General features: G+C 71.4%; 21 protein-coding genes and 1 pseudogene. 8 read left to right on the top strand and 14 right to left on the bottom strand.

The genetic code is table 11. The features are described from left to right. Positions 1–22 precede the first annotated feature (22 nt). On the top strand, positions 23–1,021 hold the full coding sequence (locus AB5J55_RS37985; RefSeq protein WP_369274974.1) for an LLM class flavin-dependent oxidoreductase: 999 nt from the start codon (positions 23–25) through the stop codon (positions 1,019–1,021). 25 nt (positions 1,022–1,046) lie between these two features. Here the strand turns inward: AB5J55_RS37985 and AB5J55_RS37980 are convergent, their stop codons facing one another. Next, positions 1,047–2,363, bottom strand: coding sequence for a phytase (locus AB5J55_RS37980; RefSeq protein ID WP_369274973.1), 1,317 nt, complete (start codon positions 2,361–2,363; stop codon positions 1,047–1,049). Between the two features lie 185 nt (positions 2,364–2,548). Between AB5J55_RS37980 and AB5J55_RS37975 the strand changes: the two genes are divergently transcribed. Then, a complete protein-coding gene (locus AB5J55_RS37975; protein ID WP_369274972.1) occupies positions 2,549–4,882 on the top strand; it encodes an ABC transporter in 2,334 nt (777 codons plus the stop codon). A 155-nt stretch (positions 4,883–5,037) separates the two neighbouring features. After that, a complete protein-coding gene (locus AB5J55_RS37970) occupies positions 5,038–5,793 on the top strand; it encodes a hypothetical protein (RefSeq protein WP_369274971.1) in 756 nt (251 codons plus the stop codon). A 201-nt stretch (positions 5,794–5,994) separates the two neighbouring features. Here AB5J55_RS37970 and AB5J55_RS37965 read toward each other — a convergent pair. The 5 genes and pseudogenes from AB5J55_RS37965 to AB5J55_RS37945 form a co-directional block, all read right to left on the bottom strand. Next, positions 5,995–6,663 (bottom strand): annotated as a pseudogene (locus tag AB5J55_RS37965) (lysophospholipid acyltransferase family protein); the annotation flags it as partial. 14 nt (positions 6,664–6,677) lie between these two features. After that, positions 6,678–7,448, bottom strand: a complete 771-nt coding sequence (locus AB5J55_RS37960; RefSeq protein ID WP_369274970.1) for a GNAT family N-acetyltransferase — start codon at positions 7,446–7,448, stop codon at positions 6,678–6,680. Positions 7,449–7,750: 302 nt separating this feature from the next. Then, the gene (locus AB5J55_RS37955) at positions 7,751–8,497 is read right to left on the bottom strand and encodes a succinate dehydrogenase/fumarate reductase iron-sulfur subunit (protein ID WP_369274969.1); all 747 of its coding nucleotides are present in this window, start codon (positions 8,495–8,497) and stop codon (positions 7,751–7,753) included. Then, positions 8,494–10,443: a fumarate reductase/succinate dehydrogenase flavoprotein subunit gene (locus AB5J55_RS37950; protein WP_369274968.1), complete on the bottom strand. Its 1,950-nt coding sequence runs from the start codon at positions 10,441–10,443 to the stop codon at positions 8,494–8,496. Before AB5J55_RS37950 ends, AB5J55_RS37955 begins: the two co-directional genes overlap by 4 nt. Position 10,444: 1 nt before the next feature. Beyond that, the gene (locus AB5J55_RS37945; RefSeq protein WP_369276405.1) at positions 10,445–11,116 is read right to left on the bottom strand and encodes a succinate dehydrogenase; all 672 of its coding nucleotides are present in this window, start codon (positions 11,114–11,116) and stop codon (positions 10,445–10,447) included. Positions 11,117–11,236: 120 nt separating this feature from the next. Between AB5J55_RS37945 and AB5J55_RS37940 the strand changes: the two genes are divergently transcribed. Further along, positions 11,237–12,121 (top strand): LysR substrate-binding domain-containing protein, encoded by an 885-nt coding sequence (locus AB5J55_RS37940; RefSeq protein WP_328877720.1) that lies wholly within the window; start codon positions 11,237–11,239, stop codon positions 12,119–12,121. Positions 12,122–12,124: 3 nt separating this feature from the next. Here the strand turns inward: AB5J55_RS37940 and AB5J55_RS37935 are convergent, their stop codons facing one another. The 6 genes from AB5J55_RS37935 to AB5J55_RS37910 form a co-directional block, all read right to left on the bottom strand. Continuing rightward, positions 12,125–13,021 carry an SDR family oxidoreductase gene (locus AB5J55_RS37935; protein WP_369274967.1) on the bottom strand — a complete coding sequence of 299 codons (897 nt, stop codon included), beginning with the start codon at positions 13,019–13,021 and terminating at the stop codon, positions 12,125–12,127. 64 nt (positions 13,022–13,085) lie between these two features. Further along, positions 13,086–14,096 (bottom strand): alcohol dehydrogenase catalytic domain-containing protein, encoded by a 1,011-nt coding sequence (locus AB5J55_RS37930; RefSeq protein ID WP_369274966.1) that lies wholly within the window; start codon positions 14,094–14,096, stop codon positions 13,086–13,088. A gap of 130 nt (positions 14,097–14,226) precedes the next feature. Continuing rightward, entirely contained in the window at positions 14,227–15,129 is a 903-nt protein-coding gene (locus tag AB5J55_RS37925) for a LysR family transcriptional regulator (protein ID WP_369274965.1), read from the bottom strand. A 661-nt stretch (positions 15,130–15,790) separates the two neighbouring features. Next, positions 15,791–17,926: a putative bifunctional diguanylate cyclase/phosphodiesterase gene (locus tag AB5J55_RS37920; RefSeq protein WP_369274964.1), complete on the bottom strand. Its 2,136-nt coding sequence runs from the start codon at positions 17,924–17,926 to the stop codon at positions 15,791–15,793. Beyond that, positions 17,923–18,735: an SAM-dependent methyltransferase gene (locus AB5J55_RS37915; RefSeq protein ID WP_369274963.1), complete on the bottom strand. Its 813-nt coding sequence runs from the start codon at positions 18,733–18,735 to the stop codon at positions 17,923–17,925. The genes AB5J55_RS37920 and AB5J55_RS37915 overlap by 4 nt, the downstream gene beginning before the upstream one ends. Positions 18,736–19,108: 373 nt before the next feature. Further along, complete coding sequence (locus tag AB5J55_RS37910; protein WP_369274962.1) at positions 19,109–20,098, bottom strand: SCO0930 family lipoprotein; 990 nt, start codon at positions 20,096–20,098, stop codon at positions 19,109–19,111. Positions 20,099–20,560: 462 nt separating this feature from the next. Between AB5J55_RS37910 and AB5J55_RS37905 the strand changes: the two genes are divergently transcribed. The 3 genes from AB5J55_RS37905 to AB5J55_RS37895 all read left to right on the top strand — a co-directional run bounded on the left by AB5J55_RS37905 (position 20,561) and on the right by AB5J55_RS37895 (position 22,514). Then, positions 20,561–20,980, top strand: coding sequence for a hypothetical protein (locus AB5J55_RS37905; protein ID WP_369274961.1), 420 nt, complete (start codon positions 20,561–20,563; stop codon positions 20,978–20,980). 15 nt (positions 20,981–20,995) lie between these two features. Then, positions 20,996–21,760, top strand: a complete 765-nt coding sequence (locus AB5J55_RS37900; RefSeq protein WP_369274960.1) for a hypothetical protein — start codon at positions 20,996–20,998, stop codon at positions 21,758–21,760. 244 nt (positions 21,761–22,004) lie between these two features. After that, entirely contained in the window at positions 22,005–22,514 is a 510-nt protein-coding gene (locus AB5J55_RS37895; RefSeq protein ID WP_369274959.1) for a hypothetical protein, read from the top strand. A gap of 418 nt (positions 22,515–22,932) precedes the next feature. Here the strand turns inward: AB5J55_RS37895 and AB5J55_RS37890 are convergent, their stop codons facing one another. After that, complete coding sequence (locus AB5J55_RS37890) at positions 22,933–23,427, bottom strand: hypothetical protein (protein WP_369274958.1); 495 nt, start codon at positions 23,425–23,427, stop codon at positions 22,933–22,935. Positions 23,428–23,757: 330 nt separating this feature from the next. Between AB5J55_RS37890 and AB5J55_RS37885 the strand changes: the two genes are divergently transcribed. Continuing rightward, positions 23,758–24,429 carry a class F sortase gene (locus AB5J55_RS37885; RefSeq protein WP_369274957.1) on the top strand — a complete coding sequence of 224 codons (672 nt, stop codon included), beginning with the start codon at positions 23,758–23,760 and terminating at the stop codon, positions 24,427–24,429. 27 nt (positions 24,430–24,456) lie between these two features. Here AB5J55_RS37885 and AB5J55_RS37880 read toward each other — a convergent pair whose 3' ends face one another. Further along, on the bottom strand, positions 24,457–25,311 hold the full coding sequence (locus AB5J55_RS37880; protein WP_369274956.1) for a polysaccharide deacetylase family protein: 855 nt from the start codon (positions 25,309–25,311) through the stop codon (positions 24,457–24,459). Between the last annotated feature and the right edge of the window lie 93 nt (positions 25,312–25,404).

Below are 25,404 nucleotides of genomic sequence, written 5' to 3'. Positions count from 1 at the left end.
GCCCCCAGGTGTTGAACCCTGTATGAGCTCCGTGATCGCCTCGACCCGCTTCTCCGTCCTCGACCGCTCCCGCACCCGCGAGGGCCACCCGACCGGAGAAGCACTGCGTGACACCGTACGGCTGGCGCGGGACCTGGAGGAGCTGGGCTACCACCGCGTCTGGGTCTCGGAGCACCACGGTGTGCCCGGTGTCGCCGGCTCGGCGCCGACCGTGCTGGCCGCCGCCGTCGCCGCCGCGACCCGTACGATCCGGGTCGGCACCGGCGGGGTGATGCTGCCCAACCACCAACCCATGGTCGTGGCCGAGCAGTTCGGGGTGCTGGAGTCCCTCTTCCCCGGCCGTATCGACATGGGGCTCGGGCGATCGGTCGGCTTCACGGACGGCGTCCGCAAGGCGCTCGGGCGGGACAAGGGGGACGCCGAGGACTTCGCGGCGCAGATCCGGGAGCTGCTCGACTGGTTCCGCGGTACCTCGTCGACCGGCGTGCACGCGCGACCCGCCGAGGGCCTGACCGTGCCGCCGTTCGTGCTGGCGATGGGCGAGGGGGCGGACATCGCGGCCCGCGCCGGGCTGCCCATGGTCATCGGTGATCTGCGGAACCGGGAGAAGATGCAGCGCGGGATCGATCACTATCGCGACCGCTTCCAGCCGTCCGCCTGGGCCGGTGAGCCGTACGTCGTCATCTCCGGCACGATCGCGGTGGCCGCCACGCCGGAGGAGGCCCGGCGACTGCTTGTCCCGGAGGCCTGGGCGATGGCGTACTCGCGCACCCACGGCACCTTCCCGCCGCTGGCGCCCGCCGAGCGCATCGAGGCGTCGGCCATGACCGACAAGGAGCGTGGCTTCTACGAGGGCGGCCTCGCCGGGCACATCGCGGGCACGGAGGAGCAGGTCGCGCACGAGCTGGAGACGGTGCTGAAGGAGACGGAGGCGCAGGAGGTGCTGGTCACGACGAGCACCTACGACCGTGAGGCGCTGGTGGACTCCTACCGGCGGCTCGCGCGGATCACCGCTGCGTGATCCGCGCGAGCCGCCGGCCGGGGCGTCAGTCCGGGTCGCGCGGGTCGAACGACTTGGTGTCGATCGTCAGCGGCTTCGGGAAAGCGGTCGCCACCGAGTCCCACCGCGTGAACTTGAAGTTGGTGCCCTCCCGGTCACCGTCGGCGGGCGTGGCCTCGCCGTCGTGGGTGACGAGCAGGCCCTTGGGGAACGAGCGGCCCACCGGCACATTGACGACGGCTGCGCCGTCGGAGTGCTGCACCCCGTCGGTGGCGGCGCTGTCGGTGACGGCGAAGGAGCCGAGGTAGGCGTTGCGGCCCTGGCGCTCGTACACGGCGAAGGTGTTGTCGCCCTGGCTGGAGGCGAGCAGGTATCCCTTGCCGTCGGCGGCGTGGTAGATCGTGGCGCCCTCGGCGTCGGCGCTCAGGTGCTCACCGCCGAAGCCGGGGTCGTTTGCGGTGTCGACGACGCACTCCTCCTCCTCGGCGTCAAACGTCCACGGAGTGCCGTAATCCCGCACCCGGTCCATCAGCTCGGGCCTGCCGAACTCCTCGTCGTCGAGGTCGACCCGCCACAGCCCGACGTCCTCCTGGGCGGCGTACAGGACGTGCTTCTCCTGGTCGACGACCATGCCCTCGACCTGCGCATGGTCGCCGGGGTCGGCGCACGGCGTCCAGCTCTTGCCGTTCGGCAGTGTGAAGGAGCCGGGCAGGTCGAGGGTGTCCTCGGCCTTGTAGCCGACGCGGCCGTTGCGGTCCTCCAGCTGCAGCAGCCGTACGCGGGTCTCCGAACGGCGCGACACCACCACGTAGGCGTTGTCGTCGTCGCTGAAGGCGGCCAGCCCGTAGGCGGTGCGCTGGTCGTCGACCTCGGCCTCGCTCGCGGAGAAGACCGGCGCGACGCCGGTCGCCGTCACGTCCCGCAGCGGGGGCCTGCCCGCCGCCACCGCGGCCGGGTCGATCGCGTAGGCCCGGACACGGTCCCGGCCGCGATCGCTGACCAGGGCGAGGTCGGTCTTCTTGCCGCGCAGTTCGAAGCCGTAAACGACGTCGACGTTGTTGAAGCGGCCGGGGGCGGTGTCCTCGCCGGGTGCCGCGGGCGGGGCGATGTGCTGGAGCCGCTTGCCGTCGAGGCCGTAGACGTCGAGGCCGGCCTCCTTGAGGGTGCTGATCACGAGGCTGCGGCCCGCGTCGCGGGGGTCGACCCAGACGGCCGGGTCGTCGGCGTCGGCGTTGCCGCCCGCCTCGTCGTCGTACACGGCGGGGGTCTCCACGCGCGCGGAGACGGAGACCGGCTGCGGGGCGGACGCGCCCGTGACCATCAGCAGCGCGGCGGTGAGAGTGCTCAGAGCTGAGGCGCTCACGATACTCCTCGGTAGGAAGAGAGACTGGCGAGACGGTATGGGGGGCCGGTGTGGGTGAGCCGACGGCATCGTGAACAGCAGGTGGCTCATGCGGCCCGCGCGCCCCGTTCGTTTAGAATTGCGGGGTTTGCCCACGCCGAGGTTTGCCCACGACATCGACACCCACCTTCCGGAGCCTTCACCCCATGCACTCCCCGCACGACCCCTACGTCCGCGTCCGCGGCGCCCGTGAGCACAACCTCAGGGGCGTGGACGTCGACATCCCACGGGACGTGCTGGCCGTGTTCACCGGTGTGTCCGGGTCCGGGAAGTCGTCGCTCGCCTTCGGCACGATCTACGCGGAGGCCCAGCGGCGCTACTTCGAGTCGGTCGCGCCGTACGCACGCAGGCTGATCCACCAGGTCGGTGCACCGAAGGTCGGTGAGATCACCGGGCTGCCGCCCGCCGTGTCCCTCCAGCAGCGCCGCTCGGCGCCGACGTCCCGCTCCTCCGTCGGCACGGTCACCAACCTCTCCAACTCCCTGCGGATGCTGTACTCCCGGGCCGGCGACTACCCGCCGGGCGCCGAGCGGCTCGACTCGGACTCCTTCTCACCGAATACGGCGGCCGGGGCGTGCCCGGAGTGCCACGGGCTCGGGCAGGTGCACCGTACGACCGAGGAGTTGCTGGTTCCCGATCCGGGGCTGTCGATCCGGGAGGGCGCGATCACCGCGTGGCCGGGTGCCTGGCAGGGCAAGAACCTGCGCGACATCCTCGACGCGCTCGGTCACGACGTCGACCGGCCCTGGCACGAGCTGCCCGCCGAGGAGCGGGAGTGGATCCTGTTCACCGACGAGCAGCCGGTCGTCACCGTGCACCCGGTGCGCGACGCCGACCGCATCCAACGGCCGTACCAGGGCACGTACATGAGCGCCCGCCGGTACGTCATGAAGACTTTCGCCGACTCCAAGAGCCCGACCCTCAGGGCGAAGGCGGAGCGGTTCCTCGCCGCAGCGCCCTGCCCGGCGTGCGGCGGCAGCAGGCTGCGGCCCGAGGCGCTGGCGGTGACCTTCGGCGGCCGGACGATCGCCGATGTGGCCGCGCTGCCGCTCACGGAGCTGGCGGGGTTGCTGGAGGGCGGCTCCTCGGAGGCGGCCCGTGTCCTCAGCGAGGACCTCAAGTCCCGTATCGGGCCCGTCGTCGAGCTCGGCCTCGGCTATCTGAGCCTCGACCGCGCCACGCCCACGCTCTCGGCGGGCGAACTGCAGCGCCTGCGGCTCGCGACGCAGCTGCGGTCCGGGCTGTTCGGTGTCGTGTACGTCCTCGACGAGCCGTCCGCGGGACTGCACCCGGCGGACACCGAGGCGCTGCTGACGGTGCTGGCGCGACTGAAGGCGGGCGGGAACACGGTGTTCGTGGTCGAGCATCATCTCGACGTCATGCGCGGCGCCGACTGGCTGGTGGACGTGGGACCGCAGGCGGGTGAGCACGGCGGGCAGGTGCTGCACAGCGGGCCGGTGGCGGAGCTGGCGGGGGTCAAGGAGTCGGCGACCGCGCGCTTCCTCTTCGACGGCTCGCCCGCTGCCGCACGCCAAGTGCGTGCCCCGCGCGGCCAGTTGAAGGTCGGCCCGGTCACCCGGCACAACCTGCGCGGGGTGACCGCCGAGTTCCCGCTCGGTGTGTTCACGGCCGTCACCGGCGTCTCGGGTTCGGGCAAGTCCACGCTCATCGGCGAGATCACCGAGGAGCAGGCGGCTGTCGGGCGGCTGGTCTCGGTCGACCAGAAGCCGATCGGCCGCACCCCGCGTTCCAACCTCGCCACCTACACCGGGCTCTTCGACGTCGTACGCAAGGTGTTCGCGGCCACGGACGAGGCGCGGGCGCGCGGTTACGGCGTCGGCCGCTTCTCGTTCAACGTCGCGGGCGGACGGTGCGAGACCTGTCAGGGCGAGGGCTTCGTCAGCGTGGAGCTGCTGTTCCTGCCGAGCACGTACGCGCCGTGCCCGGACTGCGGCGGGGCCCGCTACAACCCCGAGACGCTGGAAGTGGCGTACCGGGGACGGAACATCGCACAGGTGCTGGACCTCACGGTCGAGGCGGCGGCGGAGTTCTTCGCGGACACCCCGGCCGTGGCCCGCAGCCTCGGCGCCCTGCTCGACGTGGGCCTCGGCTATCTGCGTCTCGGGCAGCCCGCCACCGAGCTGTCCGGCGGTGAGGCCCAGCGCATCAAGCTGGCGAGCGAGTTGCAGCGCGGCCGGCGCGGCCACACCCTCTACCTCCTCGACGAGCCGACGACCGGACTCCACCCGGCCGACGTCGAGGTGCTGATGCGCCAGCTGCACGGGCTCGTCGACGCCGGACACACCGTCGTCGTGGTCGAGCACGACATGTCCGTCGTCGCGGGCGCGGACTGGGTGATCGACCTGGGGCCGGGCGGTGGTGACGCGGGCGGACGGATCGTGGCGGCGGGCCCGCCGGTGGACGTGGCTCGGGCGAAGGGGAGCGCCACGGCGCCGTATCTGGCCCGTGTCATGCCGTAACCACCTTTGGAATCACGGCACTTGATGGTCGTAGACTGACCCCGTGCGTTGATCCTCCGCGCGTCGGCGTGTGCCGTCGCGGACCGTGTGGGCGCCCGGACCTTCCGTGGCCGCCCCGGCAGGGATACCCGTCGCCGACCCACCGGAGATCACGCATGACCGCGCAGCAGTCCCTCACCTACGACGCGTTCGTCGAGCTCGCCACGGCCGACCCCGCTGTCGTCGGCCTCGTCCTCAAAGGCTCGCGGGCCCACGACGGCATGGCCACCGAGCACTCCGACCACGATCTGTACGTCGTCCTCGCGGACGGCGCGGCGACGGACCCTTGTCGCTTCACCGGTCACCGCACGTCGCGACTGGATCTGGTGATCGTCTCCCTCGCCGAGTTCCGGGCAGCCGGAATGCCGGGTCACGAGCGCTATGCCCTCGCCCGGGCGCGGATCGTACTCGACCGGCCCGCCGCAGCGATCGCGGACTTCGGAGGGATCGCTGAGATCCTCGCCGCCAAGGCACGGCTCAGCGCCGACGAAGCGTTCCGGGCCGCGGGCAGTTGGCTGGACGCATACGCCAACTCCCTTTACCGCTCGGTGAAGAACGACCGTGACGGCGAGCCGCTCGCCGCCCGGCTCGACGCCACCGACAGCGTGGGGCACCTGCTGGAGCTGCTCTTCGCCCTGGACCGGCGCCCCCGCCCGTACAACAAGTACCTACGCTGGGAGCTTGCCCGTCACCCGCTGCCGGGCTGGGACGGCGACGCCCTGCTGGGAGCCGTGGACCGCATCTCCGCGAGCGGCGACGTGGCGGTCCAGCGGCGGCTGTTCGCCCGCGTGGAGGCCTCGGCCCGCCGCGCGGGGCACGGCGCGGTGCTGGACGCCTGGGGCGAGGATCTCCGGCTGATGCGCCCTCAGTAGTACGGACATCTCGGCCGCCCGGGCCAGGGACCGGCGGTCGGGACGGCTGCCGGGCGCTATCGGCTCGAGTACCTCCGCCTCCGCGACCAGTTCCCGTGCCCGCACCACCCGCCACACCGAGGTGAGCAGCGAGTCCGCGCCAACGAACGCGGCCGCCGTGCTGGGCGCGCCCTGGGCCGCCCGGTAGCGCAGGCGGACCGGCTGGACCGGGACGCCCGCGTCCAGGGCTGCCTGGAACGCGGCCCGGCGGAAGTAGCCCTGGGCCCGGCCGCACCACGTGCTGCCCTCGGGGAAGACGGCGACCGCGTCGCCGGCCCGCAACGCCTCGGCGATCCGGGCCACCGTCTCGGGCAGGGCGCGGATCCGGTCCCGGTCTATGAACAGGGCACCGCTGCGGGCGGTCATCCACCCCGCCACCGGCCAGTCCCGGATCTCCGACTTGGCGAGCATCCGGGCCGGACGGACGGCGGCCAGCAGCGGGATGTCCAGCCAGGAGACGTGGTTGGCGACGAGCAGCAGCCCGCCGTCGGGCGCGGCGCCGCCGTCGATTTGCACCCGGACGCCCGCGGCCCATACGACCCAGCGGGACCAGCGCCGGACCAGTGCGCCGGGTATCCGCCCGCCGAGCGGGCTGAGCAGGAACCCGACGATCAGCAGGAGCAGGACCGCCGCGATCCGCAGGACGGCCAGGGGCACGGCCCTGGCCGGTCCCGTCGCGTCCACGCACCCGTGCGGGGTGCAGGGGGCGCTGGGCCGCCAGAGGGTCGCCACCTCGACGGGGTGGGCCAGGGCGGCCGGTGCGCCGGTCGCCGGGGCCTTGGCAGCGGTCGCCGTGGGGACACCGACGGCACCGAGGGAGGGGGTGCTCATGGCCGCCACGTCCGTCACGCCGGGACGAGGGAGAGGAAGTGCCGCAGGTAGCGCGAGTTGACCCGGCGCATCGACAGCAGCACGTACATGTCGGCGACACCGAACTCCGGGTCGTGCGCGGGCTCGCCGCAGACCCAGGCGCCGAGGCGGATGTAGCCGCGCAGGAGGGCCGGGAGTTCCATGCGGGCGGCGGGGGCGGGCTCGGTGGGCTGCCAGGGCCGCAGCGGGCGTACCCGGTACTCCTCCGGGGCCAGGTGCTTGGCCTGTACCCGGTCCCAGGTGGCCGCGGCGAGCTTGCCGCCGTCGGCCAGCGGGATCGAGCAGCAGCCGGACAGCCACTCGTGGCCGCGGTCGACCATGTAGCGGGCGATGCCGGCCCAGATGAGGCTGATGACGGCGCCGTCGCGGTGGTCGGGGTGCACGCAGGAACGGCCGACCTCGACCAGGTTCGGACGCAGGCCGTCGATGCGGCTCAGGTCGAACTCGCCCTCGGAGTACAGCCGGCCCGCGACCGCGGCCCGCTCCGGCGGGAGCAGCCGGTAGGTGCCGACGACCTGGCCGGACACCTCCTCACGGACGAGCAGGTGGTCGCAGTACGCGTCGAAGGCATCGATGTCGTGACCCGGCTGCGGGGTGGTCAGCAGGGCTCCCATCTCACCGGCGAAGACGTCGTGCCGCAGCCGCTGGGCGGCGCGCACGTCCTCCTCGTTGCGGGCGAGGCCGACGGTGTAGCGGGTGGGTGCCGTGGGCTGCGGGGGACGGTCGACGGTCAGTACGCCGGTCATGGCTTACTCCTGGTCACGGGCCGGGGACGGCGAGCGGAGCTCGGTTGGAGCGGTGCGATGTGCCGCCCCTGTTCTTCCTATGCCGGTTGGCGTATGCGTGACCTGTGCCAGGAGAGTGGATGTGCGAATGTTGAACGGCGCGAGCTGGTACCGGCCGTCCATGTTCCGGTGTCCGGTCGGTCAGCCGGGCGATCCAGTGCTGTTCACCTGGCGGGTGCGGAAACGCCAGACGGGGCCGGAGAGCACCACTCCCGACCCCGCCCGTCCGCACCTTTCGGCGAACGTCTGTTGGGCGCCTCGCCCTACCGCTTCACCTTCCGCGTGGCCCGCAGCCACTCCTTGTTCATGCTGGTGATGGACATCAGCGGGATGCCCTTGGGGCAGGCGGTGGCACACTCTCCGGTGAGAGTGCACCCGCCGAAGCCTTCGTCGTCCATCTGCGCCACCATGTCCAGGACACGGGTCTCCCGCTCGGGCGCCCCCTGCGGCAGCACGTTCAGATGGTTGACCTTGGCGGAAGTGAACAGCATCGCCGCGCCGTTGGGACACGCGGCCACGCACGCCCCGCAGCCGATGCACTCGGCGTGCTCGAAGGCGAAGTCGGCGTCCGGTTTCGGTACGGGTGTGGCATGGGCCTCCGGGGCGGCACCCGTCGGGGCGGTGACGTACCCGCCCGCCTGGATGATCCGGTCGAACGCGGACCGGTCGACGACCAGATCCTTGATGACCGGGAACGCCGACGCCCGCCACGGCTCGATGTCGATCGTGTCGCCGTCCTTGAAGGACCGCATGTGCAGCTGGCAGGTGGTCGTCCGCTCGGGGCCGTGCGCGTCACCGTTGATGACGAGCGAGCAAGCGCCGCAGATGCCCTCACGGCAGTCGTGGTCGAAGGCGACCGGGTCCTCACCGCGGAGGATGAGCTCCTCGTTGAGGGTGTCGAGCATCTCCAGGAAGGACATGTCGGAGGAGATGCCGTCCACCTCGTACGTGGACATGGCGCCGTCGGCGTCGGCGTTGCGCTGCCGCCAGACGCGCAGGGTGAGCTTCATGCGTAGCTCCGCTGGGTGGGGTGGACGTACTCGAAGACCAGGTCTTCCTTGTGCAGCACGGGAGCGGTGCCCGTGTCGGTGAACTCCCAGGCCGCCGCGTAGGCGAACTCGTCGTCCTTGCGGGCCGCCTCGCCGTCCGGCGTCTGCGACTCCTCGCGGAAGTGGCCGCCGCAGGACTCGCTGCGGTCCAGCGCGTCGAGGCACATGAGCTCGGCGAGCTCCAGGTAGTCGACGACGCGGTTGGCCTTCTCCAGCGACTGGTTGAACTCCTCGCCGGTGCCCGGCACCTTGATCCGCCGCCAGAACTCCTCGCGGATCTGCGGGATGCGGCTCAGGGCCTTGCGCAGTCCGGAGTCGGTGCGGGCCATCCCGCAGAACTCCCACATCAGCTCGCCGAGTTCACGGTGGAAGGAGTCCGGCGTACGGTCGCCGTCCACGGCCAGCAGCAGGTTGAGCCGGTCCTGTGTCTCGGCCAGCACCTCCTGTACGACCGCGTGCTCGTCGGTGACCGCCTCGTGGTGCGGGTTGCGGGCGAGGTAGTCGTTGATGGTGGCCGGCAGCACGAAGTAGCCGTCGGCCAGACCCTGCATCAGGGCCGAGGCGCCGAGCCGGTTCGCCCCGTGGTCGGAGAAGTTGGCCTCGCCGATCGCGAACAGGCCGGGGACGGTGGTCTGCAGGTCGTAGTCGACCCACAGGCCGCCCATCGTGTAGTGCACGGCAGGGTAGATCCGCATCGGCACCTCGTACGGATCCTCGTCGGTGATCCGCTGGTACATGTCGAAGAGGTTGCCGTACTTGGCCTCGACGGCCTTGCGGCCCATCCGCTCGATGGCGTCGGCGAAGTCCAGGTACACGCCCTGCCCGCCGGGCCCGACGCCCCTGCCCTCGTCGCAGACGTTCTTCGCGGCGCGGGAGGCGATGTCGCGGGGCACCAGGTTGCCGAAGGACGGGTAGATGCGCTCCAGGTAGTAGTCGCGCTCGTCCTCCGGGATCTTGTTCGCGGGACGGTCGTCGCCCTTGGCCTTCGGTACCCAGATCCGGCCGTCGTTGCGCAGCGACTCGCTCATCAGCGTCAGCTTGGACTGGTGGTCGCCGGTGCGCGGGATGCACGTCGGGTGGATCTGCGTGAAACAGGGGTTGGCGAAGTAGGCGCCGCGCCGGTGGGCCCGCCAGATCGCGGTGGCGTTGGAGTTCATGGCGTTCGTCGACAGGTAGAAGACGTTGCCGTAGCCGCCGCTCGCGAGTACGACGGCGTCCGCGAAGTAGGTGTCGATGCGGCCGGTGATGAGATCCCGGGCCACGATCCCGCGCGCCTTGCCGTCGATGACGATCAGGTCGAGCATCTCGGTACGCGGGTGCATCTCCACGTTCCCCGCGGCGATCTGCCTGCTCAGTGCCTGATACGCGCCGAGCAGCAACTGCTGGCCCGTCTGGCCGCGGGCGTAGAACGTGCGCGACACCTGGACGCCGCCGAAGGATCGGGTGTCGAGCAGGCCGCCGTACTCGCGGGCGAAGGGCACGCCCTGGGCCACGCACTGGTCGATGATCTCGACGGAGATCTGGGCGAGCCGGTGGACGTTGGACTCCCGGGCGCGGAAGTCGCCGCCCTTCACCGTGTCGTAGAAGAGGCGGTGGATGGAGTCGCCGTCGTTGCGGTAGTTCTTCGCGGCGTTGATGCCGCCCTGCGCGGCGATGGAGTGGGCGCGGCGCGGGGAGTCCTGGTAGCAGAACTGGACGACGTGGTAGCCCTGTTCGGCGAGGGTGGCGCCCGCGGAGCCGCCGGCCAGGCCCGTCCCCACCACGATCACCGTGTGCTTGCGCCGGTTGGCGGGGTTGACCAGCTTGGCCTCGAAGCGGCGCTTGTCCCAGCGCTCGCCCACGGGCCCGGCGGGGGCTTTGGTGTCGAGGACCGGTTCGCCGGTCGTGTACTCGGCGTAGGTAGACATGTCAGCTCACCAATCCGGTCATGACGCCCACGGGTACGGCGATGAAACCGACCGTGAGCAGCAACGCGAGGATGTCGGCCGTGGCTTTCAGGGCGCGGTCGCGGGTGCGGCTGCCGGCGCCGAGGGTCTGGGCGGCGCTCCAGAAGCCGTGCCGGATGTGCAGGCCGAGGGCGAGCATCGCGACGATGTAGATCACGTTGCCGTACCAGGTGGAGAAGGTGTCCACGACGTTCTGGTACGGGCGGCCCTCCTGGAAGCCGCCGGAGTGCACGGTGCCGGTCGTCAGGTCGAGGACGTGCCAGACGATGAAGAGGCCGAGGATGATGCCGCCCCAGCGCATGGTGCGCGTGGCGTAGGAGGCCCGCGGCTTCTTGTGCACGTACTTGCTGGGGCGCGCCCTGATGTCGCGGCGGCTGAGCTGGTACGCCGATGCGGCGTGGGCGACGACGGCGACGACCAGCACGATGCGGATGAGCCAGAGCGTCCACTCGTAGTGCATGAACGGCTCGCCGACGGTGCGCAGCCAGTGCGCGTAGTGGTTGAACTCGCCGGCCCCGAAGAAGATCTTCAGGTTTCCGATCATGTGGACGACCAGGTACGCCAGCATGATCAGTCCGCTGACCGCCATCACGGTCTTCTTGCCGACGGTCGAGTCCCACACCGTGCGTGCCATGGACGGCCGTCGGTCCGTCCGCGTTGCCAGAGCCATGGAACAGGACGCTACGGCCGGGCCACCCCATCGGTCCAAGACATGGTCCGGCTCGTTTCGATAGACAAGTCCTATGATGGCTGGATGCAGTTCCAGCAGCTTCAGTACTTCGTGGCGGTCGCCGAGACCCGGCACTTCACCCGGGCCGCCGACCTGGTGCATGTCGCGCAGCCCTCGCTGTCGCAGCAGATCAAGTCGCTGGAGCGGGAGTTGGGCGCCGACCTCTTCCTGCGGGCGCGCGGCAACATCACGCTGACGGACGCCGGGGAGGCCCTGCTGCCGCTGGCCCGGCGCATTCTGGCCGACGCGGACACCGCGCGGTACGAGGTGCAGGAACTGGTGCAGCTGCGCCGGGGGCGGGTCCGGCTGGGCGCGACGCCGAGCCTGTGCACGGGCCTGCTCCCCGATGTGCTGCGCGCCTTCCACGACCGCTATCCCGGCATTCAGCTGCTGATCGAGGAGGGCGGCTCGCACGACCTGATCCGGGAGCTGGCCCGCGGTGCCCTCGACCTGGCTCTGGTGGTCCTGCCCCTGCCGACGGCCTCGCCCGCGCTGACCACGGTGGAGCTGCTGCGCGAGGACCTGGTGGTCGTCTCCTCGCCGGAGGCGCCCCGCCCCGGTGGCGGCCGGCGCACCGTGCGCATCGCCGACCTGGAGGGCGAGCGCCTGGTGATGTTCCGGCACGGCTACGACCTGCGTGAGCTGACGGTGGCCGCCTGCCGTGCCGAGGGCTTCGAGCCGGACTTCGCGGTCGAGGGCGGAGAGATGGACGCGGTGCTGGGGTTCGTGCGGGCGGGGCTGGGGGTGGCCGTCGTACCGCGCATGGTGGCGGCCCGGTCGGGCCGGGGGCTGCGGGTCACCCCGCTGGCACGGCCCGGCCTGCACCGCACGATCGCCCTGGCGCACCGCAGCGACGTGGCTCCGCCACGGGCCGCGCGGGAGTTGCAGCGGATGCTGCTGGAGCGGTGAGGGTCAGTCGGCCGTGCGGGGCGTGAGCAGGTCCGACATGCCGATGCGCTCGTAGAAGTCGGCGCGGACGCCGTCGGCGACGTCGCTGACCCGCTCCGAACCGTCGTCGGCCGGGTCGATGGTGATACGGAAGGGGCGCTCGCCCTTCGGTGTGTCGACGATGCGGACGATGGCTCGGGCCACCTCCATGACGTCGGCGTCGGCGGGTGCCAGGGCGGCCAGGGCCTTGCCGACGTCGTCCATCAGGCCCGCGTAGAAGGCGTCGTACGCCTCCGCGGTGGCCGTGTCCTCAGGGTGCATGGCGTGGGCGAAGTGGTTGGTGCCCGAGGTGAAGGAGCCGGGGACCACGATGGCCGTGTCGATGCCGAAGCGGCTCAGCTCGACGGCGTAGCTCTTGGCCAGGTGGTCCATCGCGGCCTTCGCACCGAAGTAGGGACCGAGGTAGGGCGGGGTGCCGCCGTAGGTGCTGGACGACCCCACCCACAGCAGCAGGCCGTCGCGCCTGCCCCGCATCTGCGGCAGCACGGCCCGGTTGACACGCTGCGTGGACAGTACGTTGGTGTCGTAGATCTCGGCGATCTGCTCCGGCGTGAACGACTCGGTCGGGCCGAGGACCATGTGCCCGGCGTTGTGGACGACGACGTCGATCCGCCCGGCCTCGGCGGTGACCTGCGCGACCGCGGCGTCCACGGACTCCTGGCCGGAGACGTCGAGTTCGACGGCACGCAGCGCCACGCCGTGCTGGTCGGCGTAGGCCTGCGCGTCCGCGACGGCCGGGGCGTTGCGGCCGGTGGTCTGCCGCATCCCGGCGTAGACGGTGTGTCCGGCATCGGCGAGGGCGCGGGCGGTCAGGGCGCCGAAGCCGCTGGAGGCACCCGTGACGAGGACGACGTAGGGCATGACGAACTCCTTGGTGGCGTGCGGAAACGTGGCGTGCGGAAACGTAAGGAGTGGTTGCGGTCGGTCAGGCGAAGGTGATCACGCTGCGGCCGTGGGCGGAGCCCTCCGCCATGGCGTCGAGAACCGCCGGGGCCTGGTCCAGGGTGATCGGCGTGACCTCGGGCAGGATGCCGTGGGCCAGCGAGAAGGCGAGGGTGTCGCGCAGGTCGTGGGGCGAGCCGGAGGGGGACGCGGCCACGTGCAGGCGGTTGAGGACCATGGGCGGGGTGGGCAGCGTGAGCGGCTCGGAGCCGTAGCCGAGGAGCAGCAGGGTGCCGTCGGGGGCGAGGCCGCCCAGGGTGGCTCCGGCCGCGGCGGTGGAGGGGGCTGCGTTGAGCACCAGGTCGGCACCGCCGTCCCACGCCCTGAGTGCCTCGGCCGGGTCGGACTCGTCGGTGGCGACGAAGAGTTCGGCGCCCAGGGTCTTGGCCTGGTCCTCGCCGCGCCGGGAGCGGCCCACCACGGCGACCCGCGCGCCCATGGCGGCGGCGTAGCGCACGGCCAGGGTGCCGACGCCGCCCAGACCGACGACGGCGACCCGGGAACCGGCCTTCGCGCCGCCCTGCCGCAGGCCGTTGAAGGCGGTGAGGCCGGCGCACATCAGCGGCGCCGCGGACACCGGGTCGAGGCCGTCGGGCAGCGGGGTGACGAAGTTGGCCTTGAGCAGGGCGTACTCGGCGTAGCCGCCGTCGGCCACGATGCCGGTGATCCGCTTGCGGGGGCACAGGATCTGGTCGCCGCGCACGCAGTAGTCACAGTGTTCGCAGGAGTCGTAGAGGAACTGGGCGCCCACCGTGGTGCCGACCTCGGGGAAGGTCACGCCCTCGCCGACCGCGGTCACGACTCCGGTGATCTCGTGGCCGGGGATGACCGGGAACCGGGCGAAGGGGTAATGGCCGCGCAGCAGGTTCAGGTCGGAGAAGCAGACACCGCAGGCCGTGACCTTGACCAGGACCTCGCCGGGGGCGGGCTGGGGGATGTCGAGGGTGTCGAGGGCGAGTGGAAGGTTCGCGCCGGTGGCGACGGCAGCGCGCATCGCGGGCTCCAAGGGGTCGGGGGGAAGTACTCCAGTTGAGTTCCTGGTACTTCCGAGTCTCCGAGCCCGCTGTGATCCCGTCCAATGCTTGTTGCGGCTCGATTGATGCCGAGGAGGCATCGGCGCAGGTCTACGTCGTGCCTCGGGCCCGCACGGCGGCGTGGACGGTCTCGACGAAGCTCGTCACGAGGTGCGAGGGGCGCGAGCCGTTCCAGGCGAGGGACACCTGCCCCGGCGGTACGTCGGCGACGGGGACGTAGGCGATGTCGGACCGGGGGAACGCGGCCGCGACGGAGCTCGGCACGAAGGCGATTCCGCGCCCGCCCCTGACGTAGCCCAGCAGTTCCTCCATGTCGTGGAAGGCGGGGCCGCGGCCGGGCCGGGTGCCGTCGGGGCGTGGGTCGGCGTTCCATACGGCCGACCAGGCCTCGGCCGCCTCGGCGTACTCCAGGACGGGGTCGTCGGTCAGGGCCGCGAGGGCGACCTTGGCGTCGCGGGCCCGCGGATGATCGATCGGCAGGACGGCGGCGAGCTGCTCGGCGTACAGGGCGAGGAGGTCCACGCCGTCGGCCTCCAGGGGCGGACGGACGAACCCGACGTCGACACTGCCGTCCAGGAGGGCCCGCGCCTGGCTCCACCAGCGCAGCCGGACCAGTTCGATGGAGACGCGGGGGAAGCGCGCGGAGAACGCGTTCAGCGCCAGGCTCACATCCGTGCCCAGCATGAACCCGACGACCAGCGCGTCGTCACCGGCGCCGATGCGGCGGGCCCGCTCCTGGGCGGCCTCCGCGGCGGCGAGCAGCGCCTTTGCGTCGCGCAGGAACTGCTCGCCGGCCGCGGTGAGCGAGACGTCGCGCGTGCTGCGGGTGAACAGTTCTACCCGCAGCTCGTGCTCCAGCTGCCGTACCTGCCGGGACAGCGCGGGCTGGGTGACGTGCAGGGCGACGGCCGCCTGCCCGAAGTGCCGGCGCTCGGCGACGGCCACGAAGTAGCGCAGCTTGCGCAGATCCAGATCGATCGGCCTGTCGGGCATGGCGTGTCCTGCCTTTCCGCCCCGTCCGCTCTCCCCGCCGACCGGCGGCGCGCGGTACCGCGGTCGACGCACTTCACGCTAGCCGACCGGACGGACCGCGTTCCTCGGACCACCCACCCGGAGCGCCCGACAGGCATCACCCACCGAACCGGAGACGCTGCACGGACCACCCACCCGGAGTGCCCGACGGAGTCGCCGCCCGGCCCCGCCGACAGCAGCGGCCGTCCGGGACAGGTGAGCGGCCGGTGCCGGGACACGGCCCGCCTGCGCCCGCCCCGCCGGCCGGGCCCGGAACAGATCCAACCCCCCCACTCCGATCGCACCGGCCGGGCTCCGGCCGCCCTCTCCGATCCGGTCCAGGTCCCGCGCATCATGTGGGTCCCTGAACGGGCCCAGCCAACGCTCCCCGATCCGGGACAGGGGCACAGTCCAGCGCTCCCACCGGTCACCAGAACGGATTCAGCCCGCCCACTCCGATCGCCGAACGGGCTCCGGCCCAGCCCTCTCCGATCCCGGACAGGTCTCACAGTCCGCCCATCCCCACCGGACCCGGAACAGGCCCCAGCCCGCCCCCACTCCGATCACCGAACAGGCTCAGCCCGCCCCACTCCAGCCCGGAACGGGTCCCGGAGCCCGCCCAACCCGCACCGCCCCCGCCGCTTCAACCCGTAGCGTCCACCAGTGCGAGTTCGTGGAGGCGGTCCGGTGGGCCCGGGCGGGCGTAGTACCAGCCCTGGGCCGTGTCGCAGCCGAGTATCCGCAGTTGTTCGGCCTGGGCGCCGGTCTCCACGCCCTCCACGGTCACGGCCAGGCTCAGGCTGTGGGCCAGGGAGACGATGCCCTCGACGATTTTGAGGTCGACGGGGTCGGCCGGGAACTGCTGCATGCTCTGGGTGAAGGAGCGGTCCAGCTTGAGGATGCTCACCGGGAGCCGGCGCAGGTTGGCCAGGTTGGAGTAGCCGGTGCCGAAGTCGTCCAGGGCGATGTCGACGCCCATCTCGGCCAGCCGGCGCAGGGGTTTGAGCAGGTCGTCGTCGGCGCCGATGAGGGCCGACTCGGTGACTTCCAGGCAGAGGGCGTCGGGTGCCACACCCGCGCGCTCCAGGATGTCCACCGTGTCCTGCACCAGCCCGGGGTGGGTGAGCTGGCAGGGCGAGAGATTGACGTTGATGCGGAGCGGGCCCGCGTCGACGTGGCGTTCCCGCCACTCGCGTGCCTGGCGCACCGACTGCTCCAGGACCCAGCGGCCGAGCGGAACGATGAGCCCGGTGTGCTCGGCGAGCGGGATGAACCGGTCCGGACCGAGGACGCCGTGCTGCGGATGCAGCCAGCGCACCAGGGCCTCGGCGCCGCGCACCCTGCCGTCGCCGAGGTGGACCAGCGGCTGGTACTCGATGAAGAACTCGCCCCGGTCCAGGGCCGTCGGCAGCGCCGTGGTCAGCCCGTGCCGGGTGATGGCGCGGGCGTCGGCCTCCTCGTCGGCGAGCTCGAAGCGGTTGCCGCCCGCCGACTTGGCCCGGTACATCGTGATGTCGGCGCTGCGCAGCACCTCCGCCGGGCTGCGCTCCCCGGCCGGGCCCTCGACGATGCCGATGCTGCCGCGCACGGTCAGCTCACGGCCGTCGACGCTGATCGGCGCGACCAGCACGTTCATGATCCGGGCAGCGAGCTCGTCGACCTCGCGCTCGGTGTCGGGGCCGGTGGTCAGCGCCACGAACTCGTCGCCGCCGAGCCGGGCGACCATCTCGCCGGGCGCGGTGGCGCAGGACTGGAGCCGGTCGGCGACCTCGACGAGCAGCCGGTCGCCGGCGGCATGGCCGAGGCTGTCGTTGACGGTCTTGAAGCCGTCCAGGTCGAGGTAGCACAGGCCGAACCGCTGGCCTTCCCCGGCGCCCAGTGCCTTCTCCAGGCGCTCGAAGAAGAAGGTGCGGTTGGGCAGTCCGGTGAGCGCGTCGTGGGTGGCCTCGTAGCGCAGCCGCAGGTTGAGCAGGCGGCGCTCGGTGGTGTCCTCCATCAGGGCCAGCTGGTACTGCGGTGCGCCGTCGGCGTCACGCAGCAGGGAGACCGTGAGGTTGGTCCACAGGACCGTTCCGTCAGGGCGGTAGAACGCCTTCTCGACGTGGTAGTGCTCGCGCTCTCCGCGGACGAGCTCTTCGTAGAGCTTCCAGGTCTGCGGGGCGTCCTCGGGGTGGGTCCACTCCATGACCCTGCGGCCCTGGATGGCCTGCTCGGAGAGGCCGAACATCCGCAGCAGCGCGCCATTGACCTGCAGGACGTTGCCGTCCAGGTCGGCGATGCCGATTCCTATGGCGGCCCCCTCGAAGACCGCGCGGAAGCGGGCCTCGGTGGCGTGCAGGGCCTGCGCCACCACGCCCTGCGCCTTGAGGGCGGCGGCGGAGATCGCCTCCTGCTCGGCCAGCGTCCGCTCGCGCAGCGCCTGGGCGAACCCGGCGGCCATGGCGTGCTGGAGCCGGGACGAGCGGGCCCGCTGGTCCTCCTGGTCGCCGTCGGTTCCGCAGTACAGCACGAGATAGGCGTCGACGCAGTCCAGCGAGCGGCTGAGCGCCTCGGGGTCGGTGCAGTGCGCGGCGACGAGCGCGGCGCCGACCGCCTTGCCCTCGTCGGCCTCGAAGGCCCTGGACCTGAGCGCGTCAGTCAACCGCCGGGCCAGCGGAAGCAGTTGCTTCTCGAACTCCGGCCGGGTCGACGACGTCGAGGTCACCGGGAAGACCGCCCGGCTCCAGATCGTCGCGAACCGGCGCAGTCTGTCCTCCGGCCCGTCCGGCCCCGCGCTCACGCCGTACGCCCCACGCCGGCGAAGCCGGAGAAGGCATACGGATCCTCGTCGTCCGGTGCGGTGTCCGGCCGCCAGAGCGGCATCGGCACCAGTCCGGGTTCCACCATGTCGTACCCCTCGAAGAACCGCGCGATGGCCTCGCGCGAGCGCATGATCAGCGGGTTTCGAATGTCCTTGTACACGTCCACCGTGCCCTTGGCCCGCTCCTCGGGCAGCGGGATTCCCTCGTACGAGGCATGCGTGAGCACCAGCATGCTGCCGGGCGCGAGCGCGTCACGCAGCTCGGCCACCACGGCGTACGGGTCGTCCTCGTCCTCCACGAAGTGCAGTATGGCAACGAGCAGCAGCGCCACTGGCCGGTTCAGGTCGATGAGGCGCTCGAACTCGGAACTGCCCAGGATCTCCTGCGGCTTGAGCAGATCCGCGGCGACCACGTCCGCGTCGTCGTTGCCCTCGAGGACCGCCTGGCTGTGCGCGACGGCGACCGGGTCGTGGTCGACGTACACCACGCGGGCGCCGGGGACGGCTGTCTGAGCCACCTCGTGGACGTTGCCGAACGTCGGGATGCCGGATCCGATGTCCAGGAACTGGGTGATGCCCTCGTCGACCGCGAAGCGCACCGCGCGGCGCATGAACGCCCGGTTGGCCTGCATGATCTTGGGGAGCCCCGGCATGAACTCCATGGCCTTGCGGGCGGCTTCCCGGTCGACCTCGAAGTTGTGCGAACCGCCCAGGTAGTAGTCGTAGATGCGCGAGACACTGGGCACCGAGATGTCGATGCTCCGAGGGGCCCAGGCGGGACGCTCCATCTATCTCTCCAAGGCGTAGGCGATCCGGTGTTCGAGCTGAGGCTACTGATCGCCCGCCAAAGGAGCGAGCGGAAACGGAAATTGACCATCCGTTCCCGGTCACTGCCTGTGGCACGTGCCGTATTGATGCCCCACTCACCCGCTACGAAAGCATCCGAAGCATTCCACAGAGTTCCGAATCATGGCGAAAGAGGCCGAAGAATCAGGGTGAATGACGGCAAACCGGTCCGCCCCCTGCGCTTGGCGCATCAGGGGGCGGACCGGTGGGTCGCGCGCGCCGTCCGTTCGTCCGGCACTCTCGCTGTCTCTCCCTCCCTTCCGTGGTCGGAACTCGACTGGGTGAGGCGATCAACCCTGGGGAGGTGTGATCTTTCTACTGCTCCGACGCGCCGACCGGCTTGCCGTCGGGGCGAATGGCGAACCAAGTGCCGCCGACGCCCTGACCGTTGGTGTCGCCGGGCTTCTTGTCACCGGCGAAGGTGTAGATCGGCACGCAGTCGATGGTCTGCTGCTTGATCCCGTCGGGCCGGTCGAAGACCACGTAGCCCTGTCCCCTGGGACCGGACCCCTTCAGATCGATGCCATCGGTGTCCTCGGCGTCGACCGGCGCGATGACCGGCCACTTCTCCAGGCACTCGCCGGTGCACGCCGTCTTCATCGGCCAGGGCGAGTCCTTCATGAAGCGGTAGACCGTGTGGCCGTTCTTGTCGATGACGATCTCGCCGAGCTTGGGGTCCTTGCGGGTGGACAGACCGGGCAGGTCGCCGGCCTCGGCACCCGCACCGCCCTGCGCCTTCTTGCCGTCGGGCGCGAGCGCGTACCAAGTGCCGCCGACGCCCTGGCCGTTGACGTCACCGGCGTTGGTGTCCTTCGCGAAGCGGTACGCCGGCCAGCCGTCGACCGTCAGCTGCTTGGTGCCGTCGGTGCGGGTGACCGAGCCGAGCAGCGCCTTGTCGATGCCGGCGCCGGCCGTGGCGTCGTCCGCGGGGACCGGCGGCCACTTCTTGGCGCAGTCGCCGTCACAGCTCGACTTGGGCGGCTCGGCGGTGTCCTTGTCGAAGCGGTAAAGGGTCAGGCCGGAGCTGTCGGTCAGCACCTTGCCGAGTTCCTGATTGGTGGAAACGGCCAGCTCACCGGCGGAGGACGGCTTGGTGGCGGCGCTCTCCTGGCCCGCCGCGCCCGAGTCGTAACCGGTGCCGTTCCCAAGGCCCGTACCGGCGGTTCCGTAATCACCGGCCGCGGCCGTGGCGCCGACGTTCTGGCTGCTCGCCGGCGGGGCCGTTTCCTGCCCACATGCCGTCGTCAGCGCCAGCACTGCCACGGCGCTCACCACGAGCGAGGCGCTCCGCCACGAGGTCTTCATCGTCAACTCCCCATAATCACAAGGGTGTTGCAGCGCCCTGCTGCGCCGCCGCACGACAAGAGGTACGCACGAAAGCCACTCTCGTGTTCAACCGGCGCACAAATTTCTTTCCGGAAGCTGTGAGCACCGCCTCCCGTCGCACAGGCGTGCGCCTCGGCGGTTACGCCTCCGTCCGCTGGTCAAACCTTTCGTGGGGCATCCGTCGCCCGTTCGGGGCATTCCTCTCACTCTCAGGCCTGTCGCCACGCGTGCGGGGCTCAGGATCTTCGTCGTGCATGGACTCGAACCGATGCAATCCACGCTCACCACACGGGCGTTGACGGTGCTGACGCTGACCTGGCTACTGGTGTCGGCGCCGGCCGGCGTGGCCGGGGCCACCGCCTGTGCGTACGCCGACACCGGCCCGGACGGTGCGAAGGCGGTGGCGGTCGCAGGGAGCCGCACCTGGCCCACTCCCCCGCAGTGCCCGTCGCCGACGCCGACAGCGACTCCCACCCCGACGCCCACGCCGTCGCCGTCTCCGGACCCCACACCCACGCCACCGCCCAAGCCCACGCCCACCCCGAAACCCAAGCCGCCGCCTCCGCCGCCCCCACCTCCCCCACCTCCCCCACCTCCCCCGCGGCCCCCGCTCCTCAGCCCGCGCCGCCCCGTCCGCGACCGACCCCCACGCCCGCGCCGCCACCCCCACCGGCTCCGGCGCCCGCACCGAAGCCGTCGGCCGATCCCACCCCGAGTCCGTCCATCGCGCCGGTGCACTACCCGCCCTACCGGGCCACCCAACACCGGCGGCCGGCGCACAGCGCCCCGTCGCCGCTCATCTTCGTCCTGCTCATCGCGGCACCGGCGATCGTCGCCGTCGCCGCACTGCGTCCGCGCTGATCCTGGAGGCTTCCCTTGCCGGAATGGCTTGTTCTCACCCTCGCGATGCTGGCCGCCTGCGCCGTGGTGGTCATCATCACCTTCGTCCGGCACCGCACGGCGCCGGACGACGAGGATCCCTCCGAGACCCCGGACGTCATCGAGTACATGACGATGTGGATCGGTGTGGTGTACGCCATCGTCCTGGGCCTGGCCATCGCGGGCGTGTGGGAGGGCCGCAGCGCCGCCCAGGACCACGTCCAGGCGGAGGCCGTGGCGCTGCACGAGATCTCGGAGCGGGTGCGGATCTATCCGACCGATGTCCGCGACCGCATTCGGGAGGATGTCAACGCCTATGTCGGACACGTCGTGACCACCGAGTGGAAGTCGATGGCCGACGACGGCCGGATGACCGAGCGCGGTACCGAACTCCTGCAGCGGGTCCGCGAGGACGTCACCGACTACGAGCCGAGGACGGACTTCGAGGCGCAGGCCTACCAGCCGCTCCTCGACCAGGTGACCGCCGCCGACCAGGCGCGCAACGCCCGCGCGAACTCGACCGGGGAGACCATGCCGGGCGTGGTGTGGTTCGGGCTGATCGCCGGCGGCTTCGTCACCATCGGGATGATCTTCGCGCTGCAGATCCGGCGCACACCCCGAGAACTGGTTCTGGCCGGGCTGTTCTCCGCACTGATCGCCTTCCTGCTCTTCCTCATCTGGGACTTCGACGCGCCGTACAGCCGTGGCGTCACGGCGTCTGCGGAACCGTTCCTCGAACTCTTCCCACAGGCCACGGACTGACAGCCCCTCACCGGACGGAGCGCCGGGGGACGGCGGCGACGGCACGGGGCGAGGCCGCCACGCCGCACACTCCCCCGGTCGCGGGAACGAACGTCCCCCGTGCGGCTCACAGGGTTGCCCCATTCGCCCGACAGCGATCGCGCAGGTGCGCGCTCCCTTCCTAGCGTTTCGCTCATCGAGGTGCATTCCGGCACGAGCGGAAGAAGCTCCGCAGCTGCTCCTCGGGGAACCCGGAGGACCCACCATGCGCGCGATACGTGTCGCTTCGGCCGCCCTGCTGGGCCTCGGCGCCCTCACCATGGCCGTCCCCGCCGCCCACGCGAGCGGCGACAACTCCGGTTTCTGGGCCAGGGTCGTGCCCACCACCGTCGCGCCCGGCGGAGAGGTCAGGTTGCGCGCGACCGGCTGCGAGCAGAGCGTGACGGTGGCGTCGGCGGTCTTCGACACGGTCACCGTTCCCCGGGGGCGGACGACGGCCAGGGTCACGGTCGACCGGGACGCCAGGCCCGGTGCCGTGTACGAGGTGTCCTTCTACTGCGGCACGTTCTGGCAGACCGTCGACCTCACCATCGCGGGCGGGCGGCCCGAACCGGGGCGGCCGGATCACCCGCAGAAGGGCGTGCACGCGGGCGGGGGTGGCACTCTCGCCGGACTGGACCTCAAGGAGGTCGCCCTGGGCGCTGCGCTCATCACAGCCGCGCTCGGGACGGCGTACCACCTCTCCCGGCGCCGCACCGACGAGGACGGCGCCTGACACCACCACCGGATACCTGGCCTGTGCCGCCGGCGCCGGACGCCCGGACTTTCGTCGCCGCCGCCGGTTGTCGGGCCTTCGCCCGAATCCCCGCAACTGCAGAGGCCTTCGCCCCGAATACCCGTCCCGCAGGGCTTGCCCCGAACCCCGCAACCTGCCCGTGCCGACGCCCCGCGACCCGCGACCCGCGACCCGCGACCCGCGACCCGCACAGGCCAACACCCAAGCCCCCCCACCCGCACAAGCCGACACACCCAATCCTCCGACCCGCAATGGCCTTCGCCCCAAGCCCCCCGCAACCCGCACAGGCCGACCCCTCCGAACCCCACAACCCGCACCGGCCTTCGCCCCGGATCCCCACCAGGGGGCCGGGGCGAAGGCCGGTGGACGTGCGATCCCGCTCCGACGGGCCCGCGGGTCAGGTCTGCTTCTCCGCGCGGCGCCGCATCCAGAACACGCCGCCACCGACGACGGCCACGGCGATGAGCGCGCCTCCGATGGCCATGTCGGTCGGCGTCGCGCCGGTGGAGCTGCTGCCGCCGAGGCCGCCCTGGACTCCGCCGATGACGGTGAAGGCAGTCGGGTTGGTCAGCGTCCTGGAGTCGCAGGTGACCGTGACGCTGTGGGACCCCGGCCGCGCGTTCCTGTTGACCGTGGCCGTGCCCCTGGCGGTGTTGCTCCCGCGCACCGTGCTCAGGTGGGTGGGCCGGAAGGCGTCCGAGGTCGCGGTGCCGCCTCTCGGGCAGTTGTCGACCGTGATGGTGATCTGCCCGCCGCGGGCGATGACGTTGGGCAGGACGACGATGTTGCTCGGTCCGACGGGCATGCCGTCGCGCGCGACGGCCGCGGGGGCGGCAAGGCTGAGAGCGGCTACCGCGGTGGCAGCGGCCGCCATGGCACGAGTGGTACGCATGTGATCCTCCGCGGAAGACGCCCCGGGAACCGTCCCCGGTCGATCGGCGAGAAAGCGCCTCCCAGAAAAACCCTCAGATGCCGTGCCCCAGGTCGCATTTCGGCGATGGTCCGTCCTGGTGAGAGGACACGCCGACGGATAACCCCACAAGCTGAATTGCCGCAGGTCACACACCGTCAGAATTTTCCTGTGAGCGGCAACTCGGATGGCGCACCGAAAGAAGCGGGGCCACCCGTTCGTATCTGCCCCGTCGCCGCAATCGCACGCGGGACTTAGCGTTCACATATGCGCGAATGGCGGGGCGACGGCCGCGTCGAGAGGGGTAGTGGAATGTCTGCGTCCGAGCTGGCCGAACTGGCCGAAGAGGAGGAGCGACGGAAGAGGCGTGCTCCTTGGGGTGTGATAGCGCTGGTTCTGCTGACCGGCCTCGCGCTCGTTCGCAACGGCTCGGGGGAGTTCGACCAGGGGCCGCCGCAGCCCGCCTCGGCGGCCGCCCCGGACACCCGGGTGCCCGCGGGCCTCTTCGCCGGGGCCGTACAGCCGCTGCCGTACGCCCTGCCGGACCGCGTCAGGATTCCCGGCATCCAGGTCGACGCACCGATGATCCCGGTCGGTCTGGACGTGGACGGCTGGGTCGGCGCGCCACCGCCGGAGGACCCCAACCTGGCGGGCTGGTTCACCGGTTCGGTGTCTCCGGGTGAGAAGGGCACCGCAGTGGTCGTCGGCCATGTCGACAACGCTCAGGGCCCCGCCGTGTTCTACGGACTCGGGGGCCTGCAGAAGGGAAATCGCGTCGAGATCGTCCGCAAGGACGGAAAGACGGTTGTTTTCGAGATCTACGGCATCGAGGTGTTCGAGAAGGACAACTTTCCCGGCGACCGGGTCTACGCCTCGAAGGGGAGTGCCGAATTGCGGGTCATCACCTGCGGTGGCGGCTTCTCCCAGCAGAACGGTTACGACGGGAACGTCGTCGCTTTCGCCAGCCTGGTCGAGGTGCGCTGAGCGTCCTCGCCGGGCGGGCGAAAGCCGTCAGGCGTAATGCCGTTCGGGGACTGTGACGAAATACCCGGAGTCCAGCAGCTGCGGCAGATAGGCGCGCAGGGCCCGGACGCTCTGGGAGCGGTCGCCCCCGGCGTCGTGCGAGAGCACCACGACGCCGGGGGCGGCGCCGTTCTCGACCCGGTCGACGATCGTGCGGGTGCCGGGGGCGGTCCAGTCGAGGGTGTCGACGGTCCAGGCCAGCGGGTCCATGCCCAGCTCGGCGCCGAGCCGGAAGGCGGTGCGGTTCCAGGCGCCGTAGGGGGCACGGAACCAGGCCGGGCGCTCGCCGTACGTCTCCTCGATGACGTCGCTGGTGCGCTCCATCTCCTCGCGGATCCGGCGGCGGCTGAGGCGGGTGAGCAGCGGGTGGGACCAGGTGTGGTTCCCGACGACATGACCCTCGTCGGCCATCCGCGCGACGAGGTCCCCGTTCGCGGCGACCATCTCGCCGCACACGAAGAACATCGCGCGCACGTCGTACTCGCGCAGGATGTCCAGGATGTGCGGCGTGTAGCGGGGGTCGGGTCCGTCGTCGAAGGTCAGCACCATGGTGCGGCCGCGTCCGGACACGCGCAGCAGGGGCTCGCGCCGGATGAGGGTCCGCCGGGGTGCCGCCCTGGGCGGGCCGTACCCCGTCAGGGGCTGGAGACGGTAGCTGGAGGGCTTGTGCCCGGGGCGCGCCTGTGCGCCCGCGGCGGGGGCGGCGGTCCGGACCGGCTTGTCGGCGTCGCCCGCGACCGTCGCGAACAGTCCGGCCGTGCCGGCGGCTCCGACGGCGGCGGCACCGGCCAGCAGCGCGCGGCGTCGCGTGAGCAGACGTGGGTGCACCTGATCCTTCGTCATGACTCATCAGTCGCCCGATGAGGGACCGACGCACCAGTGCGACACCGGTACGGCCGTACGAATACACCCGCCCGGCGCAGCCCTCAGGCCCGC

Source organism: Streptomyces sp. R11, assembly GCF_041051905.1.
Lineage (GTDB): Bacteria > Actinomycetota > Actinomycetes > Streptomycetales > Streptomycetaceae > Streptomyces.
This window is presented reverse-complemented; position numbering and strand designations above follow the sequence as displayed.

What these genes read in the sequence shown, in the direction of transcription:
- AB5J55_RS37955 (WP_369274969.1), bottom strand. Translation starts at nt 8,497, where the DNA reads ATGAAGCTCACCCTGCGCGTCTGGCGGCAGCGCAACGCCGACGCCGAC.
- AB5J55_RS37915 (WP_369274963.1), bottom strand. Translation starts at nt 18,735, where the DNA reads ATGGAGCGTCCCGCCTGGGCCCCTCGGAGCATCGACATCTCGGTGCCC.
- AB5J55_RS37880 (WP_369274956.1), bottom strand. Translation starts at nt 25,311, where the DNA reads ATGACGAAGGATCAGGTGCACCCACGTCTGCTCACGCGACGCCGCGCG.
- AB5J55_RS37885 (WP_369274957.1), top strand. Translation starts at nt 23,758, where the DNA reads ATGTCTGCGTCCGAGCTGGCCGAACTGGCCGAAGAGGAGGAGCGACGG.
- AB5J55_RS37935 (WP_369274967.1), bottom strand. Translation starts at nt 13,021, where the DNA reads ATGCCCTACGTCGTCCTCGTCACGGGTGCCTCCAGCGGCTTCGGCGCC.
- AB5J55_RS37985 (WP_369274974.1), top strand. Translation starts at nt 23, where the DNA reads ATGAGCTCCGTGATCGCCTCGACCCGCTTCTCCGTCCTCGACCGCTCC.
- AB5J55_RS37970 (WP_369274971.1), top strand. Translation starts at nt 5,038, where the DNA reads ATGACCGCGCAGCAGTCCCTCACCTACGACGCGTTCGTCGAGCTCGCC.
- AB5J55_RS37890 (WP_369274958.1), bottom strand. Translation starts at nt 23,427, where the DNA reads ATGCGTACCACTCGTGCCATGGCGGCCGCTGCCACCGCGGTAGCCGCT.
- AB5J55_RS37940 (WP_328877720.1), top strand. Translation starts at nt 11,237, where the DNA reads ATGCAGTTCCAGCAGCTTCAGTACTTCGTGGCGGTCGCCGAGACCCGG.
- AB5J55_RS37945 (WP_369276405.1), bottom strand. Translation starts at nt 11,116, where the DNA reads ATGGCACGCACGGTGTGGGACTCGACCGTCGGCAAGAAGACCGTGATG.
- AB5J55_RS37950 (WP_369274968.1), bottom strand. Translation starts at nt 10,443, where the DNA reads ATGTCTACCTACGCCGAGTACACGACCGGCGAACCGGTCCTCGACACC.
- AB5J55_RS37930 (WP_369274966.1), bottom strand. Translation starts at nt 14,096, where the DNA reads ATGCGCGCTGCCGTCGCCACCGGCGCGAACCTTCCACTCGCCCTCGAC.
- AB5J55_RS37910 (WP_369274962.1), bottom strand. Translation starts at nt 20,098, where the DNA reads ATGAAGACCTCGTGGCGGAGCGCCTCGCTCGTGGTGAGCGCCGTGGCA.
- AB5J55_RS37960 (WP_369274970.1), bottom strand. Translation starts at nt 7,448, where the DNA reads ATGACCGGCGTACTGACCGTCGACCGTCCCCCGCAGCCCACGGCACCC.
- AB5J55_RS37895 (WP_369274959.1), top strand. Translation starts at nt 22,005, where the DNA reads ATGCGCGCGATACGTGTCGCTTCGGCCGCCCTGCTGGGCCTCGGCGCC.
- AB5J55_RS37975 (WP_369274972.1), top strand. Translation starts at nt 2,549, where the DNA reads ATGCACTCCCCGCACGACCCCTACGTCCGCGTCCGCGGCGCCCGTGAG.
- AB5J55_RS37925 (WP_369274965.1), bottom strand. Translation starts at nt 15,129, where the DNA reads ATGCCCGACAGGCCGATCGATCTGGATCTGCGCAAGCTGCGCTACTTC.